At 70.4% G+C, this 20,498-nt stretch carries 13 protein-coding genes; 11 read left to right on the top strand and 2 right to left on the bottom strand.

The features are described from left to right. Nucleotides 1-135 precede the first annotated feature (135 nt). Nucleotides 136-921 (top strand): peptidylprolyl isomerase, encoded by a 786-nt coding sequence (locus INQ48_16390; protein ID QRF55012.1) that lies wholly within the window; start codon nucleotides 136-138, stop codon nucleotides 919-921. A 113-nt stretch (nucleotides 922-1,034) separates the two neighbouring features. After that, a complete protein-coding gene (locus tag INQ48_16395) occupies nucleotides 1,035-1,976 on the top strand; it encodes a helix-turn-helix domain-containing protein (protein ID QRF55013.1) in 942 nt (313 codons plus the stop codon). A gap of 10 nt (nucleotides 1,977-1,986) precedes the next feature. Here the strand turns inward: INQ48_16395 and rnk are convergent, their stop codons facing one another. Both rnk and purL read right to left on the bottom strand, forming a co-directional pair. Next, nucleotides 1,987-2,424, bottom strand: a complete 438-nt coding sequence (gene rnk, locus INQ48_16400) for a nucleoside diphosphate kinase regulator (protein QRF55014.1) — start codon at nucleotides 2,422-2,424, stop codon at nucleotides 1,987-1,989. A gap of 349 nt (nucleotides 2,425-2,773) precedes the next feature. Then, nucleotides 2,774-6,805: a phosphoribosylformylglycinamidine synthase gene (purL, locus tag INQ48_16405; GenBank protein ID QRF55015.1), complete on the bottom strand. Its 4,032-nt coding sequence runs from the start codon at nucleotides 6,803-6,805 to the stop codon at nucleotides 2,774-2,776. A gap of 185 nt (nucleotides 6,806-6,990) precedes the next feature. On the opposite strand from purL, the gene map reads away from it, so the two are divergent. The 9 genes from map to INQ48_16450 all read left to right on the top strand — a co-directional run bounded on the left by map (nucleotide 6,991) and on the right by INQ48_16450 (nucleotide 20,475). Beyond that, nucleotides 6,991-7,815 carry a type I methionyl aminopeptidase gene (map, locus tag INQ48_16410; GenBank protein QRF55016.1) on the top strand — a complete coding sequence of 275 codons (825 nt, stop codon included), beginning with the start codon at nucleotides 6,991-6,993 and terminating at the stop codon, nucleotides 7,813-7,815. Nucleotides 7,816-7,846: 31 nt separating this feature from the next. Next, nucleotides 7,847-10,453, top strand: a complete 2,607-nt coding sequence (locus INQ48_16415) for a [protein-PII] uridylyltransferase (protein ID QRF55017.1) — start codon at nucleotides 7,847-7,849, stop codon at nucleotides 10,451-10,453. 115 nt (nucleotides 10,454-10,568) lie between these two features. Then, nucleotides 10,569-11,588: a sensor domain-containing diguanylate cyclase gene (locus INQ48_16420; GenBank protein QRF55018.1), complete on the top strand. Its 1,020-nt coding sequence runs from the start codon at nucleotides 10,569-10,571 to the stop codon at nucleotides 11,586-11,588. A gap of 4 nt (nucleotides 11,589-11,592) precedes the next feature. Then, a complete protein-coding gene (locus INQ48_16425) occupies nucleotides 11,593-13,617 on the top strand; it encodes a diguanylate cyclase (protein ID QRF55019.1) in 2,025 nt (674 codons plus the stop codon). Nucleotides 13,618-13,945: 328 nt separating this feature from the next. Beyond that, complete coding sequence (locus tag INQ48_16430) at nucleotides 13,946-14,419, top strand: hypothetical protein (GenBank protein QRF55020.1); 474 nt, start codon at nucleotides 13,946-13,948, stop codon at nucleotides 14,417-14,419. Next, nucleotides 14,416-15,003, top strand: a complete 588-nt coding sequence (locus tag INQ48_16435) for a hypothetical protein (GenBank protein QRF55021.1) — start codon at nucleotides 14,416-14,418, stop codon at nucleotides 15,001-15,003. The genes INQ48_16430 and INQ48_16435 overlap by 4 nt, the downstream gene beginning before the upstream one ends. A 2-nt stretch (nucleotides 15,004-15,005) precedes the next feature. Further along, nucleotides 15,006-15,833: a cellulose synthase operon protein YhjQ gene (gene yhjQ / locus INQ48_16440; GenBank protein ID QRF55022.1), complete on the top strand. Its 828-nt coding sequence runs from the start codon at nucleotides 15,006-15,008 to the stop codon at nucleotides 15,831-15,833. Nucleotides 15,834-15,898: 65 nt separating this feature from the next. Next, nucleotides 15,899-18,061: a UDP-forming cellulose synthase catalytic subunit gene (bcsA, locus tag INQ48_16445; protein ID QRF60763.1), complete on the top strand. Its 2,163-nt coding sequence runs from the start codon at nucleotides 15,899-15,901 to the stop codon at nucleotides 18,059-18,061. Between the two features lie 80 nt (nucleotides 18,062-18,141). Beyond that, nucleotides 18,142-20,475, top strand: coding sequence for a cellulose biosynthesis cyclic di-GMP-binding regulatory protein BcsB (locus INQ48_16450; protein ID QRF60764.1), 2,334 nt, complete (start codon nucleotides 18,142-18,144; stop codon nucleotides 20,473-20,475). The last annotated feature ends 23 nt before the right edge of the window (nucleotides 20,476-20,498 follow it).

Genomic DNA, 20,498 nt, shown 5'->3' on the forward strand with positions numbered 1-20,498 from the left:
TCGTCCATCCACCGCCAGCCGCCGGCTGACGGGCCCCGGTTCTCCGCGGCGGCGCTCCCTCCCCCTGTGTATTTGCCCCGGTTTCCTCCACGCGCACTTTCATCCAAGCGCATTTCTCAGCCCGACATTCAATCCATGAAAAAACAAATCTTGCAGGCCGTCGCGGCCGCAGCGCTGCTCGGTGCCGTTCCCATGGCCGCCCTGGCGCAGAACGCAGCCATCGTCAACGGCAAGGCGGTGCCCAAGGCACGCATGGACGCGCTGGCCCAGCAACTGGCCGCGGCCGGCCGTCCGGTCACGCCCGAGATGCAAGGTCAGCTGCGCGAGGAAGTCGTGGCACGCGAAGTGTTCATGCAGGAAGCGCAGAAGCAGGGCCTCGACGCCACCGAGGACTACAAGAACCAGCTCGAGCTCGCACGCCAGGCGATCCTGATCCGCGCGCTGTTCGAGAACTACCGCAAGACCAATCCGGTCTCGGACGCCGACGTGAAGGCCGAGTACGACAAGTTCGTGGCGGCCAACGGCGGCAAGGAATACAAGGCACGCCACATCCTGGTCGAGACCGAGGACCAGGCGAAGAAGATCATGGCCGACCTCAAGAAGGGCGCCAAGTTCGAGGACATCGCCAAGAAGCAGAGCAAGGACCCGGGATCGGGCGCCAACGGCGGCGACCTCGACTGGGCCAACCCCGCCAACTTCGTGCCCGAGTTCTCGGAAGCGATGATCAAGCTCAAGAAGGGCGAGACCACGCCGGCGCCGATCAAGACCCAGTTCGGCTGGCACATCATCCGCGTCGACGACATCCGCCAGGCCCAGCTGCCGAAGATGGACGACATCAAGCCGCAGATCACGCAGCAGCTGCAGCAGCAGCGCCTGCAGAAGTACCAGGAAGACCTGCGCGCCAAGGCCAAGATCGAGTGATCGCGGCGCCCCGGGCGCACATTCCTCAGCAAAGACGGCCTTCGGGCCGTTTTTCTTTGGGCTTGTTTCTTGCAAGAATCCGCGGCGCGCCATCGGCGCGGAGGGTGTCGACCATGGGCTTCTACCACTCGACCGAGGCGCTCGCGCCACGGCACAAGACCGAGTTCTGGCGCGAATCGGTATGTCGGCGCCTGATACCGGCGCGCGGCGAATTCGCGCGCGATTTCGACGGCTGCCTCTCGGGCCAGCAGCTCGGCAGCCTCACGGTGTGCCGCATGCAGTCGAAGCCGCACACCTTCATCCGCACCGACCAGCTCGCGCGCGTCGCGCCCGACGACGACATCGTGGCCGCCTTCTTCCAGCGCGGCCAGGCCAACATGGCGCAGCAGGGCCGCACGCTGCATGCCTCGGCCGGCGACATCGTGCTGTACGACGCGGCCCGGCCCTTCGTGCACGAGCTCGTGCCCGAGTCGCTGCTGCTGGTGCGCTTTCCGCGCCAGCAGCTGCTGTCGCGCTTCCCGAAGGCCGAGCACATGATGGCGCTCAAGATCGCCGACGGCAGCTCGCTGGCCGGGCTGCTGCACGGCATGGCCGAGGAGGCGCTGCGCTTCGAGGCGCGCGATGCCGCCCTGCCCGCGCAGGCACGCTTCGCCGCGGCCTTCCTCGACACGCTGAGCGCCGCGATGGAACTGCAGGACGTGGCCGAGGGCGCCGCCGCGGCCACGCGCCATGGCTCCATCTACGAGAAGGCCGTGCGCTACATCGACGCCCACCTGGACGACACCGGCCTGTCGATGGCCGGCGTGGCCGAGGCCGCACATGTCTCGCCGCGCACGCTCACGCGCGTGTTCGCGGCCCATGGCACGACCGTGATGCATCACCTGTGGAAGCGCCGGCTCGAGCAGAGCTTCCACATCCTGTCCGAAGGCCGCGTGCAGCAGGTCACGCAGGCCGCCTACCAGTGCGGCTTCAGCGACCTCTCGCATTTCTCGCGCGCCTTCAAGAGCGCCTACGGCACGACGCCCGGCAGCCTGCTGCACGGGGCGGCGAGCTGAAGCGCGCGCTTCAGCGCAGGTATTCGCCCGCCGCCTCGGGCTGGAACTGCAGCGCCACGACGCGCGCCGCGCCCTGCACGCCGGCCGGCGTGGTCCATTCCACCACCTGCCCCACGCGCGCGCCCAGCAGGCTCGCGCCCACCGGCGACATCACCGAGACCTCGCCCTCCGAAGGCTTGGCATCGCGCGGATAGCACAGCGTGATCGTGTAGCGCTCGCCGTTCGCGGGGTCCTCGAGCTCGACGCGCGAGTTCATCGTGACGAGGTCGGGCGACGCATCCCGCGGCGCCACGACCTCGCTGCAGTCGAGCATCTCCGCGAGGGCCTGCGCGATCGGATCGGCCGCGCCGCGCGTCTGCAGCGCATGCGCGGCGAGCTTGTGCAGGCGTGCGTGGTCGAGCTGGGTGAGGGTTCGTTCGAGTCGCGTGAACGAGGCGGTGGCTTGCATGGGTGGCTCCTGATGAAGTGAAGGCGTGCCCGCGGGCTCCATCGAGGGAGCGCAATGAGGCGGACGCGCCGGCGCGCGGGCTTGGAGGAGGCCCGGCGATCGGGAGGTGCGCGAGAAGAAAGGAAGGAGGAAGGATCGCCGGGCTCAGGAATGCCAGGGCGATCGGCGCTTGAGCGCCGTCATCCGCGCCGCGCGGCGCCGGCCACGCGCGAGCGCGCCCGGCAGGGCCGGTGCGGTCAGCGTGGAAGCGAAGATGCGCGACATGCGGCCGAGTCTACCGGCCCCGTCGCGCGGGCCGCGGCGAAAGTCCCCACCGGCCTTGCCGGATTGGAACCCTCGCCGCCGGCGATCAGCCCACCCAGCGGCGGGCGTTGCGCCAGATGCGCATCCAGGGGCTGCGCTCGCTCGCGTCGCCGCCGTTCCAGCTCATCTGGATGTTGCGGAACACGCGCTCGGGGTGCGGCATCACCGCGGTGAAGCGGCCGTCGGCCGTGGTCACCGAGGTCAGGCCGCCCGCGCTGCCGTTCGGGTTGAACGGGTACTGCTCGGTGGGCTGGCCCTGGTTGTCGACGAAGCGCATGGCCGCGATCGCCTTCGAGGCATCGCCACGGTGCTTGAAGTTGGCGTAGCCCTCGCCATGCGCGACCGCGATCGGCAGCCGCGCGCCGGCCATGCCCGCGAAGAACAGGCTCGGCGACTCGAGCACCTCGACCATCGACAGGCGGGCCTCGAAGCGCTCGCTCTGGTTGGTGGTGAAGCGCGGCCAGGCCTCGGCGCCCGGGATGATGTCGGCCAGCTCGGCGAACATCTGGCAGCCGTTGCACACGCCGAGGCCGAAGGTGTCGGCGCGGCCGAAGAAGCGCTTGAACTCGTCGGCCAGGCGCGGGTTGAAGGTGATGCTGCGGGCCCAGCCGATGCCGGCGCCCAGCGTGTCGCCGTAGCTGAAGCCGCCGCAGGCCACCACGCCCTTGAAGTCGGCGAGCCGCGCACGGCCCGACTGCAGGTCGGTCATGTGGACGTCGAAGGCCTCGAAGCCGGCCTCGCTGAAGGCATAGGCCATCTCGACGTGCGAGTTCACGCCCTGCTCGCGCAGGATCGCGACCTTGGGCCGCGAAGCCAGCACCGCGGGTGCGGCGGGCTCGGCGCCGGCCGGCAGGTGCCAGTGCAGGCCCGGGTCGGCAGGCTCGCCGGCGGCCGCGTGCTCGGCATCGGCGCAGGCCGGGTTGTCGCGCTCGCGCGCGATCTTCCAGCTCACCGAGTCCCAGACCTGGTGCAGGTCGTGCAGGCTCGCGCTGAACACCGACTTGGCATCGCGCCACACCTCGAGCTTGCCCTTGCCGGCCTCGATGGCCGAGCTCGCGGGCCGGGTCTTGCCGATGAAGTGGCTGTGGGTGCTCAGGCCGTGGGCGCGCAGCACCTGCATGACCTCGTTGCGCTCGGCGGTGCGCACCTGCAGCAGCATGCCGAGCTCCTCGTTGAACAGCGCCTTGAGCGTGAGCTCCTCGCGCCGCGCGCTGACCTGCTGCGCCCAGTTCTTGGCGTCGCCGGTCTCCATGCGGCTGTCGGAGATGCCATCGCCTTCGGTGACCAGCATGTCGACGTTGAGCGCCACGCCCACGTGGCCCGCGAAGGCCATCTCGCAGGCCGCGGCGAACAGGCCGCCGTCGCTGCGGTCGTGCATGGCGAGGATCTTGCCGTCGGCGCGCAGCGCGTTGACGGCATTCACCAGCGCCACCAGCTGCGCCGGGTCGTCGAGGTCGGGCACGGTGTCGCCGCTCTGGCCCAGCGTCTGCGCCAGGATGCTGCCGGCCATGCGGTGCTGGCCGCGGCCAAGGTCGACCAGCACCAGCGTGCTGTCGTCCTCGTTGGCGTCGAGTTGCGGCGTGAGCGTGCCGCGCACGTCGTCGAGCGAGGCGAAGGCGCTCACGATCAGGCTGACGGGCGAGGTCACCTTCTTGGTTTCGCCGCCCTCCTTCCACTGCGTGCGCATCGACAGCGAATCCTTGCCGACCGGAATCGAGACGCCCAGCGCCGGGCACAGCTCGAGGCCGACGGCCTTGACCGTGGCATAAAGCGCGGCGTCCTCGCCGGGCTCGCCGCAGGCGGCCATCCAGTTGGCCGACAGCTTGACGCGCGACAGCTCGATCGGCGCCGACAACAGGTTGGTGATCGCCTCGGCCACCGCCATGCGGCCCGAGGCCGGCGCGTCGTAGGCGGCCAGCGGCGTCCGCTCGCCCATGCTCATCGCCTCGCCCGCGAAGCCCTGGAAGTCGGCCAGGGTCACGGCGCAGTCGGCCACCGGCACCTGCCACGGGCCGACCATCTGATCGCGATGGCTCAGGCCGCCCACGGTGCGGTCGCCGATGGTGATCAGGAAGCGCTTGGAGGCGACGGTCGGGTGCGACAGCACGTCGATCGCGGCCTTCTGCAGGTCGACGCCCGTGAGGTCGAGCGGCTGGAAGCTGCGCGCCACCGACTGCACGTCGCGGTGCATCTTGGGCGGCTTGCCGAGCAGCACGTCCATCGGCATGTCGACCGGCTGCAGCGCGGCGCCCTCGTCGGCCACCAGCAGCTGGCGCTCCTCGGTCGCCACGCCGACCACCGCGAAGGGACAGCGCTCGCGCTCGCAGAAGGCCTTGAACTGTTCGAGCGATTCGGGCGCGATCGCCAGCACGTAGCGCTCCTGGCTCTCGTTGCACCAGATCTCCTTCGGCGCCATGCCCGATTCCTCGAGCGGCACCGCGCGCAGGTCGAAGCGCGCGCCGCGGCCGGCGTCGTTGGTCAGTTCGGGGAAGGCATTGCTGAGGCCGCCCGCGCCCACGTCGTGGATCGCGAGGATCGGGTTGGCCGCGCCCTGCTGCCAGCAGTGGTTGATGACCTCCTGCGCGCGGCGCTCGATCTCGGGGTTGCCGCGCTGCACCGAGTCGAAGTCGAGCTCGGCCGCGTTGGCGCCGGTGGCCATCGAGCTGGCGGCGCTGCCGCCCATGCCGATGCGCATGCCGGGGCCGCCGAGCTGGATCAGCAGCGAGCCGGCCGGGAAGCGGATCTTCTTGGTCTGGGTGGCGTCGATGCTGCCGAGGCCGCCCGCGATCATGATGGGCTTGTGATAGCCGCGCTGCACCGTGTCGCGGTCGCTCGCCAGGGCCTGCTCGTACTCGCGGAAGTAGCCCAGCAGGTTGGGCCGGCCGAACTCGTTGTTGAAGGCGGCGCCGCCCAGCGGGCCCTCGGTCATGATCTGCAGCGGGCTCGCGATGTGCTCGGGCTTGCCGTAGTGGCCGTCCTCGGGCCAGAGCTTCGAGACCGTGAAGCCGGTCAGGCCGGCCTTGGGCTTGGAGCCGCGGCCGGTGGCGCCCTCGTCGCGGATCTCGCCGCCGGCGCCGGTCGAGGCGCCCGGGAACGGCGAGATCGCCGTCGGGTGGTTGTGCGTTTCCACCTTCATCAGCACGTGGGTCAGCGCCGTGTCCTTCGTATAGGCCGGTGCGCTCGCGGCATCGGCGCCGCGCGGGATGAAGCGCTCGATCTCGCCGCCTTCCATCACCGAGGCGTTGTCGGCATAGGCGATCACCGTGTGCTGCGGGTTCTGGCGCTCGGTGTGGCGGATCATCGAGAACAGGCTCTGCGGCTGCGCCGCGCCGTCGATGGTGAAGTCGGCGTTGAAGATCTTGTGGCGGCAGTGCTCGCTGTTGGCCTGCGCGAACATCATCAGCTCGACGTCGCTGGGGTTGCGGCCCAACCTGGTGAAGGCATCGACCAGGTAGTCGATCTCGTCCTCGGCCAGCGCCAGGCCGAAGCCGGTGTTGGCCGCCTCCAGCGCCGCGCGGCCCTGGGCCAGCACGTCGACCGTGGCCATGGGCTGGGCCGGCAGCTCGCTGAACAGGCTGGCGGCCTGGTCGACCGTGGCGAGCACCGATTCGGTCATGCGGTCGTGCAGCGGGCCGGCCGCGGCGGCCAGCGCCTCGCCCTCGAGCACCGGCGCCTTGCCCAGCAGCGGCGACTTGAGCTTCAGGTGGTATTGGGTGACGCGCTCGACCCGGCGCAGCGCCAGGCCGCAGTTGTGGGCGATGTCGGTGGCCTTGGAAGCCCAGGGCGACACCGTGCCCAGGCGCGGCGTGACGACCACCGCCGCCGCGGCCTTGGCGGCGGGCGCCTCGAAGGGCTCGCCGTAGGTCAGCAGGGCCGCGAAGCGCTCGCGGCCTTCCGCGTCGAGCGCGCCATCGGTCACCACCAGGTGCACGAAGCGCGCGGCGATGCCCTCGATGCGCGGATCGACGGCCTGCAGCTTCGGCAGCAGCTGCCGGGCGCGGAATTCGCTGAGTGCGCTGCCGCCCTCGAAGATGGTTACGACGGGAAGGGCAGTGGAAACGGAAGCGGGCTGCGTCACGATGGGTGGGGCCTTGGGGCCGCGTTGGGCTTTGGAGAGGTCTGGAAATCCGTGGGCGGGCGGCCGCTGACTGGGGCCGTCCGCGCAGGACGCGAATTTTAGGTCATGCCGAAGCCCTCGCCCGCCCCGCCGGCCAGAGCCCGTGCCAGCGCCGATTTCTTCGGCCGGATGGGATAATTCCACGCATGAGCATTACCTACAAAGACGCCGCGGGCATCGCCGCCATGCGCGTCGCCTGCCGCCTCGCGTCCGAGGTGCTGGACTACCTCACGCCCTTCATCAAGCCCGGCATCACGACCAACGACGTCGACCGCCTGGCCGCCGAGTACATGGTCAAGCAGGGCACCACCTCGGCCACGGTGGGCTACATGGGCGCCAGCAGCGTCCCCTTCCCCAAGTCGCTGTGCACCTCGGTCAACCACGTGGTGTGCCACGGCATCCCGAACGACAAGCCCCTGAAGAAGGGCGACATCATGAATGTCGACGTCACCGTCATCAAGGACGGCTGGTTCGGCGACAACTCCCGCATGTACGTCGTGGGCGACGCCTCGATCGCGGCCAAGCGCCTGTGCCACATCACCTTCGAGGCCATGTGGCACGGCATCCTGCAGGTGCGCCCCGGCGCCCACCTGGGCGACGTGGGCCATGCGATCCAGAAGTTCGCCGAGGGCCAGGGCTTCTCGGTGGTGCGCGAGTTCTGCGGCCACGGCGTGGGCCAGCGCTTCCACGAGGAACCGCAGGTGCTGCACTACGGCCGCCCGGGCACCATGGAAGAACTCAAGCCCGGCATGATCTTCACCATCGAGCCGATGATCAACGCCGGCAAGCGCGACGTGAAGGAAGACTTCAAGGGCGGGCAGTACGACGGCTGGACCATCGTCACGCGCGACCACTCGCTCTCGGCCCAGTGGGAACACACGGTGCTGGTCACCGAGACGGGCTACGAGGTGCTGACCCTGTCCGAGGGCAGCCCGCCGCTGCCCTCGTTCGTGAGCGCCATCAAGACATGAGTCGCGCGGCCGGCCGCGCCACCCCACCGCCATGATCGAAGCCGCCCGACACGACGTCGCGACGCTGCGCGAAGCCTACCGCGCGAAGAAGCTCGCCCTTTTCGAGACCCTGCGCTTCGCGCGCGCGCCCACGCGCAGCGTGCACACGGTGCTGCGCCAGCTCGCGGCGCTGGCCGACGAGAACCTGCAGACGCTGTGGCAGGACGCCGATTTCGGCGACGGCCTGGCGCTGGTGGCGGTCGGCGGCTACGGCCGCGGCGAGCTGTTCCCCTACTCGGACGTCGACGTGCTGCTGCTGCTGCCGCCCGAGGGCGGCGAGCAGGCGGTCGAGCCGGCGCGGCTCGAGGCCTTCATCGGCCAGTGCTGGGACGCGGGCCTGGAGATCGGCTCGAGCGTGCGCACGATCGAGGAATGCCTGGCCGAGGCCGAGAAGGACGTCACGGTCCAGACCTCGCTGCTCGAGGCGCGGCTGATCGCGGGCGACAAGAAGCTGTTCGCCACCTTCCGCAAGCAATTCGGCACGGTGATCGACCCGCAGGCCTTCTTCATCGCCAAGTCGCAGGAGATGCGGCACCGGCACCAGAAGTTCGACAACACGCCCTACGCGCTCGAGCCCAACTGCAAGGAGTCGCCGGGCGGCCTGCGCGACCTGCAGACCATCCTCTGGGTCGCCAAGGCCGCGGGTTTCGGCAGCCGCTGGGACGACCTGGCGCGCAACGGCCTGGCCACGCCGTTCGAGGCGCAGCAGATCAAGCGCAACGAGGCGCTGCTGTCGCTGATCCGCGCGCGGCTGCACGTGATCGCGAACCGGCGCGAGGACCGGCTGGTGTTCGACCTGCAGACCGCGGTGGCCGCGAGCTTCGGCTACGTGAGCGAGTCGCAGCGCAAGTCGAGCGAGGCGCTGATGCGGCGCTACTACTGGGCCGCCAAGGCGGTCTCGCAGCTCAACCAGATCCTGCTGCTCAACATCTCGGAGCGGCTGCAGCCGGTGGACGAGCTGCCGACGCCGATCAACGAGCGCTTCTTCGAGCGCGCCGGGCTGATCGAGATCGCGCGCGACGACCTCTACGAGAGCGAGCCGCACGCCATCCTCGAGACCTTCCTGCTCTACCAGAAGACCATCGGGGTGAAGGGCCTGTCGGCGCGCACGCTGCGCGCGCTCTACAACGCGCGCCACGTGATGGACAGCAAGTTCCGCAACGATCCGGCGAACCACGAGACCTTCATGCGGACGCTGCAGCAGCCCTACGGCATCACGCATGCCTTCCGGCTGATGAACCAGACCTCGGTGCTGGGGCGCTACCTGCGCGTGTTCCGCAGCATCGTGGGGCAGATGCAGCACGACCTGTTCCACGTCTACACGGTCGACCAGCACATCCTGATGGTGCTGCGCAACGTGCGGCGCTTCTTCATCGCCGAGCATGCCCACGAGTACCCGTTCTGCTCGCAGCTCGCGGCCGGCTGGGACAAGCCCTGGCTGCTGTACGTGGCCGCGCTGTTCCACGACATCGCCAAGGGCCGCGGCGGCGACCATTCCACGCTGGGCGCGCGCGACGTGGCGCGCTTCTGCAAGCAGCACGGCATCTCGCGCGAAGACTCGAAGCTCATCGAGTTCCTGGTCTCCGAGCACCTGGTGATGAGCCAGGTGGCGCAGAAGCAGGACCTGAGCGACGCCGAGGTGATCGGCGCCTTCGCGAAGCGCGTGGGTAACGAGCGCTACCTCACGGCGCTCTACCTGCTGACCGTGGCCGACATCCGCGGCACCTCGCCGCGCGTGTGGAATGCCTGGAAGGGCAAGCTGCTCGAGGACCTCTACCGCTACACCCTGCGCGCGCTCGGCGGGCGCATGCCCGATCCCGACACCGAGGTCGAGTCGCGCAAACGCGAGGCGCTGGTGCAACTGGCGCTGCATGCCCAGCGCTTCGAGGCGCACAAGGCGCTGTGGGACACGCTCGACGTGGGCTACTTCATGCGCCACGACGCCAGCGAGATCGCCTGGCACGCGATGCAGCTGTCGCGCTTCGTGCCGCCGAAGAACGTGCCGATCGACCCGGCCGCGCCGCCGGTGGTGCGCGCGCACCTGTCGCCGGTGGGCGAAGGGCTGCAGGTGGTGGTCTACACGCCCGACCAGCCCGACCTGTTCGCGCGCATCTGCGGCTATTTCGACCAGGCCTCGTTCAGCATCCTCGACGCCAAGGTCCACACCACGAGCAACGGCTACGCGCTCGACACCTTCCAGGTGGTGACCACCTTCCTGCCCGACCACTACCGCGACCTGATCAACATGGTCGAGACCGGGCTCGCGCAGACCCTGACCGAGGCCGGCGCCCTGCCGGCGCCGAGCATGGGCCGGGTGTCGCGCCGGGTGCGCAGCTTCCCGATCAAGCCGCGCATCAGCCTGGTGCCCGACGAGAAGGCGCAGCGCTGGGTGCTCAGCATCTCGGCCAGCGACCGCGCCGGCCTGCTCTATTCGGTGGCCCGCGTGCTCGCGCGGCACCACCTGAACCTGCAGCTCGCCAAGGTCACGACCCTGGGCGAGCGCGTGGAAGACAGCTTCCTCATCAGCGGTCCCGAACTGCAAGGCCAGCGCACGCAGGCCGCGATCGAGACCGAGCTGATGGAAGCCCTGGAGGCCTGAATGGCCAGCCCGGCGGCCCGCTCCGCCGGGCCAGATTCGCGACAAAAGTTCACAGATTCCTGTGAATTGAATACCAAATGTTTCTTTTTTCTGTCCAAAAGGCAGAATGGACCCCATGGACACATTGCTGACCCAGCTTTCGAGTTCCGTATCGTCGGCCAGGACCCTCGAGGATCTGACCCGTCCCATGCTCGAGATGCTCGAGGCCGTGACCGGCCTGGAATCGACCTATCTCACGCGCATCGACCTGGAGCACGGGCTCCAGCACATCCTCTACGCGCGCAACGTGCGCCAGCTGCAGATTCCCGAAGGCCTTGCGGTGCCCTGGGGCGACACCTTGTGCAAGCGCGCCCTCGACGAGGGCCGCGTCTACACCGACAACGTCGCCGAATGCTGGGGTGATTCGGACGCCGCGCGCGAGCTCGGCATCCAGACCTATGTGAGCACCCCGGTGCGCACCGACAGCGGCGGCCTCTACGGCACGCTGTGCGCGGCCAGCGGCGAGCGCCAGCCGCTGCCGGCCAATGCCAGCAACGTGCTGGGCCTGTTCGCGCGGCTGATCGGCCACCAGGTCGAGCGCGAGCGGCTGTTCCAGCAGTTGTCGGAGGCCAACGCCGAGCTCGCCACCCATGCCGCGACCGACGCCCTGACCGGCCTGCCGAACCGGCGCGCCTTCCTCGACGGGCTGCGCCGCCTGCTGGCGCAGGGCCAGCGCGACGGCACCGGCGTGCTGGTCGCCTTCGTCGACCTCGACGGCTTCAAGAAGATCAACGACGTGCACGGCCACGAGACCGGCGACGACTTCCTGGTGGAGATCGCGCGCCGGCTGCACGCCACGCTGCGCGCCGGCGACCTGCTGGCGCGCCTGGGCGGCGACGAGTTCGTGGTGGTCGGCCCGGGCCCCGCGCTCGCGGGCGGCGAGTCGCCGGCCGCGGCCGAGGCGCTCGGCCAGCGCGTGGCGGCGGCCACGGTCGGCGATTTCCATCTCGGCACGGTCCGTATCGGCTACGAAGGCGCCAGCGTGGGCGCGGTGTCGGTCGATCCGCGCTTCACCACGGCCGAGGAGGCGCTGCGCCTGGCCGATGCCGCGATGTACCTGGACAAGCGCGGGCGCAGCGGGCGACCGCACGGATGAGCTGATGATCGGCCGGCCACGCGGGCGCCTCGAGCGCGTGTTCGGATCGCTCAAGGTCCGCCTCACCCTGGGCGGCATCGTGGCGCTGGCCGTGGGCATCGCACTGAGCACCAGCGTGCTGCTGGGCATCGCCGAACGCGACCTGCTCGCCGCGCAGCAGCAGCGCGAACTCGGCGAGTCGGCCCGTACCGCCGCCCTGCTCTCGCGCAGCGTGGTCCAGCTGCAGCGCGCGCTGCTGTCGGTTTCCGAATCGCTCGACGAGGCCACGCTGAACGACCCCGCGGCGCTCGCGCGCTTCATGGACAGCAAGCCGATCCTGCGCGGGCTCTTCACCGTGCTCTACATCGCGCGGCCCGACGGCGAGGTGCGCATCCTGGTCGATGCCGAGACCGGCGTCTCGCGCCCGCCGCTGCCGCTGACCCAGCGCAACTACTTCCGCCGCACCCTGGCCGAGGGCCGGGCGATCGTGTCGGAACCGCTGAGCGGCCCGCTGTCTGGCGAGCCGATCGTGGTCTTCACCCAGCCCGCGCGCAATGCGTCGGGCATCTACGCGGTGTTCGGCGGGGTGCTGCGGCTGTCCAGCCGCGACCTGCTCGACGGCCTGGTCGACCCGCAGGCCGGCGACGACAGCGCGCTGCTGGTCGTCACCACGCTCGACGGCCGCGTGCTCGCGCACCCCGACCACAGCCGCATCATGGGCTCGCTCGCCGACGAGCCGCGCCTGGCCCAGGCCTTCAAGGCCTGGACCGCCGAGCGCAGTCCGATGGAACCCGCGGGCGTGGCGCTGCCGCAGCCCGGCGAGATCGCCAGCGCCGCCGGCGTGGCCGGGCCCGACTGGATGGTGTGGCGTGCCCGGCCCCAGTCGGAGCTGACCGCGCCCTTCGCCGCCGCGCGCGCGCAGTCGCTGCGCTGGGCCGGCCTGATCGGCCTGCCGCTGGCGCTGGGACTGCTCGGCCTGCTGTGGTGGGGCCTGCGGCCGCTGCGGCTGCTGGAACGGCGCGCCCAGCACCTGTTCGACGGCAGCATGGGCGCGGCCGATGGCTGGCCGCGCGCGGGCGGCGAGATCGGCCAGCTCGGCAACGTGCTGCGGCGCGTGGGCATCCAGCGCGCCGAGCTCGAGCGCCTCAACAGCGAGAGCATCGCCAAGCTCGGCTCGGTGATGCGCGCGGCGCCGGTCGGCATCGCGCTGGTGCGCGACGGCCGCTTCGACCTCGCGAGCGATGAGCTCTGCCGGCTGCTGGGCTGCGCGCGCGAGGACCTGCTGGGCCGCTCGACCGGCAAGGTGCTGGTGCCGCCCGAGCCCGGCGAGACCCCGCTGGCCGCGCTCGAGGCGCTGGCCTTCGGCGCCGACCAGGCCTACGTGGGCGAATGCCAGGTGCAGCGGCCCGACGGCAGCCGCTTCTGGGCCCGGCTGCGCAGCAAGCCGGTGGACGCGGCGCGCATGGAACTCGGCACGATCTGGATCCTGACCGACATCGACCAGCAGCGCCGCACCCAGGCGGCGCTCGAGTGGTCGGCCGCGCACGACAGCCTGACCGGGCTGGCCAACCGCCAGCGCTTCGAGGCCCATGCGCAGCGGCTGATCGCGGGCCTGCCGGGCACCATGCCGGCCGCCATGGTCTTCATCGATCTCGATAACTTCAAGCGCGTGAACGACACCGGCGGCCACCTGACCGGCGACGCCATGCTGCGCGCGGCCGCCCGCGCCATCGCCTCGCGGGTGCGCGCGGGCGACCTCGCGGCGCGGCTGGGCGGCGACGAGTTCGTGCTGCTGCTCGAGCGCTGCCGCCATGCCGATGCGGTGCGCGTGGCCGAGGCCATCGTGACCTCGATCGCCGAGATCGCCATGCCCTCGCTGCCCGCGGACCTGCGCATCGGCGCGAGCATCGGCGTGGCCAGCCTCACGCCGCAGACCCTGAGCGTGGACGCCTGGCTGCATGCGGCCGACGAGGCCTGCTATGCGGCCAAGACGGCGGGGCGCGGCGTGGTCCGGGCGGGCTCCGCGCCGGCCGAGCGCATGTCGGGCTGAACCGGCCGACTCTCGACATCGATAGGAATTCATCGCCAACCCGCCAGCCCATGAAAAAAGCCGGTGCGACCGCGAAAAGCCCACTAATTCACGGTTCCTGGGGAAACCCCCGATCCAGCGAATCCATTTGGCTGACGAATACGTAACGCCTAAGTTACCAGTTCGAAGCGACGACCCGCCTTGGAGCGAACGGCCGCGAACCGCACAGAACGGAACAGACCGGAAAGCGACTGCTTCGTCACGAATTCCCGACAATCAGCCGTGAACTAATACCAACTCAGTAAACGATTGTTGTCAATCGTTAACCATTCCCAGAGAATGCCCCAGCATGGAAGAAACAAACGGGGTCATCGAACACTTTGAACGCCGGGCCTGCAGCGCGCAGTGGCTCGCATTCAATCGCGGCATGGCAGCCGAGCTCGCCGCCGGGCTTCCGCCCGAGGATCTGCACCAGCTTTTCTTCCGGATCGGCGAGAACGTGGCGCGCACCTTTCCGGTGCCTCCCTGCGCGAGCCTGGCGGAACTGGAAGCCGAGTTCAACGCCCGCTGGGACAGCATCGACTGGGGCTACGGCACCTTGCGCGAAGAGGCCGACGGCCTGCGCATCCGCCATGCCTGCAGCCCGCTGGCCATGGCTTTCGGCCCCGAATCCACCGGCTGGAGCAGCGGCTTCTTCGAAGGCGTCTACCAGACCTGGTTCGGCAGCCAGCGCCTGCCCGCCTCGCTGCGGGTGCAGGCGCTGCCGTCCCATCCGCAGCCCGGCGCGGTGATCGAACTCCGATTGGCGAGGTCTTCCCCATGAGCAACGACGATCCCTCGGCCGAGGACGTGGCCGGACTGTTCCGCAAGTTCGGTGGCGATTCGCATGTCTACAAGGAATTCGCACCGCCCGAGCCGACCGACGGCGATGGCCGTGTCGGCTGGCCGTTGCTGTCGGGCGCGCCGATCGAGCGCGCGCCCGAAGCGCCGGCTCCGCTGCCGCCGCCGCCCGCTGCGCCAATCCCGCCGGTGAAACCCGTCGTGCAGGCCGCGCCCGTGCCGCCACCGGCTCCGGTCATCGCACCGCCCGTGGCGGTTCGCCCCGCGCCGGCTCCGGCCCCGGTCATGCCGCCCGCGCGGCCGGCCGCGCCGCTCGCGAGCCCGTTCGGCCCCGCACCGGCCGTTCCGCCGCCCGCCCAGCCCGTGCCCGCCTGGGCCGCCGCGCGGCCGGCACCCGCCTTCGTCCCGGGGCCCGCCCCGGCCCATCCCTCCATCGCCACGCCGACACCTCCCGCCTCGGACGCACGGAGCCCGACCGAGCTGGACGCGCTGTTCGCGCGCCTGGCGGGACCGCAGCGCCCCGAGCCTCCGCCGGGCCCCATGTCACGCTGGCGCCGGCCGACGTGACCATGGTCGTCATCCCCGTCATTTCATCCAAGGGCGGTGTTGGCAAGACCACCGTCGCCGCCAACCTGAGCACCGTGCTCGCCGAACGCGGCCACCATGTGCTGGCGGTCGACCTCGATCCGCAGAACGCGCTGCGCTTCCACCTCGCCAACGATCCGCACCAGTGCGTCGAGGGCCTGGCCGAGGTCGCGGCCGGCCAGCTGACCTGGACCCAGGCGATGCGCCCCGGCCATGGCGGCACGGTGGTGCTGCCCTTCGGCACGGTCGACGACGAACAGCAGATCGAGCTCGAGCAGCAGCTCGCGCGCTACCCCGGCTGGCTCGGCGACACGCTCGCGCGCTTCGCGCTGCCCGACGACACGCTGGTGGTGCTCGACACGCCGCCCGGCCCCACGGTCTACATGCAGCAGGCACTGCGCACGGCGAACTTCTGCGTGGTCACGGTGCTGGCCGATGCCGGCTCCTTCGCCACCCTGCCGATCATCGAGCGCATGGTCGACAAGTACTGCCGCCCGCGCGCCGACTACGGCGGCAGCGCCTACGTGGTGAACCAGGTGGCGCCGAGCCGCCGGCTCAACCACGACGTGTTCGAGATGCTGCGCGCGCGCCTGCAGTCGGAACTGCTGGGCGTGCTGCACCAGGACGAATCGGTGTCCGAGGCGCTGGCCTCGGCGCTGCCGGTGCACCGCTACGCGCCCCTGAGCCAGGCGGCGCAGGACCTCTCGGTGTGCGCCGACCGGCTGCTGGCGCGCATCGCCGCGGCCGCCGCGATGCGCACCGCCCACGCACAGCCCGCGGCCGATCCGGCCTGGCAGATGGAGTCCCGATGAGCAGCAGCAAGGCGCAGCCGGCATCCGAGGCGGACTCCGCGCCGCCTCCCTCGCCCGATACCCCGCTGGGCGCCGACCGCCCGCCGCGACCCGCGCCGGCCTTCCTGCGCCTGTGGCCGGTGCGGCTGCTGGGCTGGCTGGTCCTGCTGACGGCGGCGCCGGCGCTGATCATCGCGCCCATGACCTTCGAGCAGCAGCTGGTGCTGTCGGTCGGCATCTTCCTGGCCGCGATGTTCGTGAACCGCTTCCGCGGCCATTTCGCGGGCCTGGTGCTGATGCTGCTGTCGGTGATCGTCTCCTCGCGCTACACCTATTGGCGCATCACCGAGACGATGTACATGGACAACATCGTCGACCTGGTGCTGGGCGTGGGCCTGCTCATGGCCGAGCTCTACGCCTTCGTGGTGCTGCTGCTGGGCTACGTCCAGACCGCCTGGCCGCTGGGCCGCAAGCCCTCGCCGCTGCCCGCGGACCCGGCCGAGTGGCCGACCATCGACCTGTTCATCCCGACCTACAACGAGCCGATGTCGGTGGTGCGCCCGACGGTGCTGGCCGCGCAGGCCATCGACTGGCCGCGCGACAAGATCAAGATCTACGTGCTCGACGACGGCCGGCGCCCCGAGTTCCGCGAGTTCTGCGATGCCGTGGGCGTGACCCACGTCACGCGCGACAACAACCGCCACGCCAAGGCCGGCAACATCAACGCCGCGCTCAAGAACACCAGCGCCGAGTTCGTCGCGATCTTCGACTGCGACCACATCCCCACGCGCTCGTTCATGCAGATCGCGATGGGCTGGTTCAACCGCGATGCGAAGCTGGCCATGGTCCAGCTGCCCCACTATTTCTTCTCGGCCGACCCCTTCGAGCGCAACCTCGACACCTTCGGCACGGTGCCCAACGAGGGCGAGCTGTTCTACGGCCTGATCCAGGACGGCAACGACCTCTGGAACGCCAGCTTCTTCTGCGGTTCGTGCGCGGTGCTGCGCCGCACGGCGGTCGAGGAAGTCGGCGGCATCGCGGTCGAGACCGTGACCGAGGACGCCCACACCGCGCTGAAGATGCACCGCCGCGGCTGGAACACCGCCTACCTCGCGCTGCCGCAGGCCGCGGGCCTCGCGACCGAAAGCCTCTCGGGCCACGTGGGCCAGCGCATCCGCTGGGCGCGCGGCATGGCGCAGATCTTCCGCGTCGACAACCCGCTGTTCGGCCGCGGGCTGCACTGGGCACAGCGGCTGTGCTACCTGAACGCGATGCTGCACTTCCTGTACGGGCTGCCGCGGCTCATCTACCTGACGGCGCCGCTGGCCTACCTGTACTTCGGCGCGAGCGTGATCCACGCCTCGGCATCGATGATCTTCGCCTTCGCGCTGCCGCACATCCTGCACGCCAACCTGACCAACAGCCGAATACAGGGGCGTTTCCGCTACCTGCTGTGGAACGAGGTCTACGAGGCGGTGCTGGCCTGGTACATCTTCCGGCCCACGCTGGTGGCGCTGATCAATCCCAAGCTCGGCAGCTTCAACGTGACGGCCAAGGGCGGCCTGATCCAGGAGCAGTACTTCGACACCTCGATCGCGAAGGCCAGCCTGGTGCTGCTGGCGCTGAACTTCATCGGCGTGGCGCTCGGCATCTGGCGCCTGACCTGGGTCGATCCGCAGAACATCGCCACCGTGTGGCTGAACCTGGCCTGGACCATCTACAACCTCATGATCCTCGGCGCCTGCGTGGCGGCCGCCAACGAGTCGCGCCAGGTGCGTGCCGCCCACCGCGTGACGCTCGACGTGCCGGCGGCGCTGTACTTCGCCAACGGCCACTCGATGCGCTGCAACACCTTCGACTTCTCGACCGGCGGCCTGGGCCTCGAGCTGCCGACCGAGGTCAAGCTGGCGCCCGACGAACCGATCGAGGTGGCGCTGTTCCGCGGCGACGCGGAATCGCGCTTCCCGGCCACCGTGCGCTTCAGCAACGGCAAGCGCCTGGGCATCCGCTTCGCGCCGATGAGCTTCGCGCAGGAGCGCGCGCTGGTGCAGTGCACGACCGCGCGCGCCGACATCTGGGCCGCGCGCTGGGGCAACCATCCGCGCGTGGGCGTGCACCGCGTGCTGGCCCACCTGACGAGCATCAGCCTGGTCGGCTTCAAGGACATGTTCTCCCATTACTACCGGGCCGGCCTCTCGCGGCTGCGGCTGCCCAAGCGCTCTGTCGGAACGAAGAAGGAACCCGCGTGACGATCACCTCGAAAGCGCCGCGCCGCGGCGCCGCCCCCTCCTTCCGTCCGGCCGCTGGCGCCGTGCTGGCCCTGCTGGCGCTGACTGCCGCCGGCACGGCCTCGACGCAGCAGCAGCGCCCGGGAGCACCCGCGGCGGCCGCGCCGGCCTTCGCACCGGCGACCGTGCCCACGATCGCGCCGGCCGCCGTGCCCACGCTCGCGCTGCCGCCGCAACAACTGCCCGGCGCGTCCGCGGTGCCGGTGCCCGTCGCCAGCACCGCCGCGGCCGGCGGCACGGTGCGCGAGCTCAACCTCACGCAGCTGGGCATCGACTACGCGATCCAGCTGCGCGGCATCAGCGGCACCATCGGCATCCCGTTCAACATCCGCGCCGACGAGCTGGTGACCTCGGCCTCGTTCCGCCTCAACTACGCCTACTCGCCCTCGCTGATCCCCGAGCTGTCGCACCTGAAGGTGACGGTCAACGACGTGCTGGTCGCGACCCTGCCGGTGAACCGCGCCGACGGCGGCAAGCCGCAGACGGCCGACATCCCGATCGACCGGCGCCTGATCACCGAGTTCAACCGCATCAACGTCGAGCTGATCGGCCACTACACGCGCGACTGCGAGGACCCGGCCCACACCAGCCTGTGGGCGCGCATCGACGCCTCGAGCACCTTGCGCCTGAACGTCTCGCCGCTCAAGCTGACCAACGACCTCGCGACGCTGCCGCAGCCCTTCTTCGACCGCCGCGACGTGCGCCGCGCGCGCATTCCCTTCGTCTTCGGCAGCGCCGAATCGGGCCCGCTGCTCGAGGCCGCGGGCGTGCTGTCGTCGTGGTTCGGCGCGCTCGCCGACTACCGCGGCGCGGTGTTCCCGGTCTCGCGCGGCCAGCTGCCCAGCGGCCACGCGGTGGTGTTCGCCACCCCCGAGACCAGCCTGCCCGGCCTGGTGTTGCCCTCGATCCAGGGCCCGGCGCTGGCCGTGGTCGACCATCCGCAGGACCCGACCGCCAAGCTGCTGCTGGTGATGGGCCGCGACGCCAACGAGCTGCGCACCGCCGCCGCCTCGCTGGCGCTCAACAGCCGCGCGCTGTCGGGCGCGACCAGCGCGATCGCCGCCTTCCAGGAGCCGCCGGCGCGCAAGCCCTACGACGCGCCGCGCTGGGTGCCCAGCGACCGGCCGCTGCAGTTCGGCGAGCTCACGACCGCGGCCGACCTCTCGGTGACCGGCTACAACCCCGACGTGGTGCGGGTCAACCTGCAGCTGCCGCCCGACCTGTTCACCTGGCGCAGCCGCGGCATCCCGCTCGACCTGCTCTACCGCTACACGCCGCGCGTGCGGCCCGACCAGTCGACGCTCAACGTCAACGTCAACGAGAACTTCATCGGCGCGATCCCGCTGCGCTCGGCCAACCCGGCCGGCGACCGCTGGTACAACCCGCTGGCCGTCAAGCTGATGCCCGACGGCACCCTGGCCGAGCGCAAGGAAGTGATCCTGCCGCCGCTGGCACTGGGCCCGCGCAGCCAGCTGCGGCTGCACTACTACTTCGAGCCCGTGGCCGGCCGCTGCATTCCGCAGCTCGACAACGTGCGCGGCTCGATCGACCCGACCTCGAAGATCGACGTCTCGGGCTTCCCGCACTTCATCGCCATGCCCGAGCTCGCGGCCTACGCCAACGGCGGCTTCCCGTTCTCGCGCATGGCCGACCTGTCGGACACCGCGGTGATCCTGCCCGACCAGGCCGACACCTCCGACACCGAGACCTACCTCGGCCTGATGGGCCAGATCGGCCGCGCCACCGGCTACCCGGTGCTGCGCGTGAAGGTGGGCCGCTCGGCCGAGGTCTCGCAGTGGGCCGACAAGGACCTGCTGGTGATCGGCAACCTGCAGAACCAGCCGCTGTTCACCCAGTGGGCCGAGCGCATGCCGCTCAAGCGCGCCGCGGCCGCCAACGGCAGCGGCGACGGCTCGCCGCAGTTCAAGCTCGCGAGCTGGATCGACAGCGCGATCGACTTCGTGATCGGCGCGCGCACCCGCGAGGACTTGCCGGGCTCGATGCAGATCGCGGTCAGCGACGACGGCCGCGACGCCGTGCTCGCCGGCTTCGAATCGCCGCTGCGCAGCGGCCGCAGCGTGGTCGCCGCGATCTCCAACGGCACCTCGAAGGATGCGCTGCTCAACGCGCTGATGACGCCCGACCTGCTCAAGCGCGTGCAGGGCAGCATGGCCATCGTGCGCGATGCGCAGGTGCACAGCGTGCTCGGCAGCGACACCTACTACGTCGGCCGCCTGCCGCCGATCGCCTGGCTGCAATGGAACCTCTCGCGCAGCCCGCTGCTGCTGGCGGCCCTGGTGGTGCTGCTGGCCGTGATCGGCGCCGCGGTGGCCTATGCCAGCCTGCAGATTCGCGCGCGCCGCCGCCTCAAGTGACGACCCGCGCCCCGGAGACCCGC

This window comes from Variovorax paradoxus (genome assembly GCA_016806145.1).
GTDB lineage: Bacteria > Pseudomonadota > Gammaproteobacteria > Burkholderiales > Burkholderiaceae_C > Variovorax.

What these genes read in the sequence shown, in the direction of transcription:
- INQ48_16390 (QRF55012.1), top strand. Translation starts at nt 136, where the DNA reads ATGAAAAAACAAATCTTGCAGGCCGTCGCGGCCGCAGCGCTGCTCGGT.
- yhjQ (QRF55022.1), top strand. Translation starts at nt 15,006, where the DNA reads ATGGTCGTCATCCCCGTCATTTCATCCAAGGGCGGTGTTGGCAAGACC.
- INQ48_16395 (QRF55013.1), top strand. Translation starts at nt 1,035, where the DNA reads ATGGGCTTCTACCACTCGACCGAGGCGCTCGCGCCACGGCACAAGACC.
- INQ48_16430 (QRF55020.1), top strand. Translation starts at nt 13,946, where the DNA reads ATGGAAGAAACAAACGGGGTCATCGAACACTTTGAACGCCGGGCCTGC.
- INQ48_16415 (QRF55017.1), top strand. Translation starts at nt 7,847, where the DNA reads ATGATCGAAGCCGCCCGACACGACGTCGCGACGCTGCGCGAAGCCTAC.
- INQ48_16435 (QRF55021.1), top strand. Translation starts at nt 14,416, where the DNA reads ATGAGCAACGACGATCCCTCGGCCGAGGACGTGGCCGGACTGTTCCGC.
- rnk (QRF55014.1), bottom strand. Translation starts at nt 2,424, where the DNA reads ATGCAAGCCACCGCCTCGTTCACGCGACTCGAACGAACCCTCACCCAG.
- map (QRF55016.1), top strand. Translation starts at nt 6,991, where the DNA reads ATGAGCATTACCTACAAAGACGCCGCGGGCATCGCCGCCATGCGCGTC.
- INQ48_16420 (QRF55018.1), top strand. Translation starts at nt 10,569, where the DNA reads ATGGACACATTGCTGACCCAGCTTTCGAGTTCCGTATCGTCGGCCAGG.
- INQ48_16425 (QRF55019.1), top strand. Translation starts at nt 11,593, where the DNA reads ATGATCGGCCGGCCACGCGGGCGCCTCGAGCGCGTGTTCGGATCGCTC.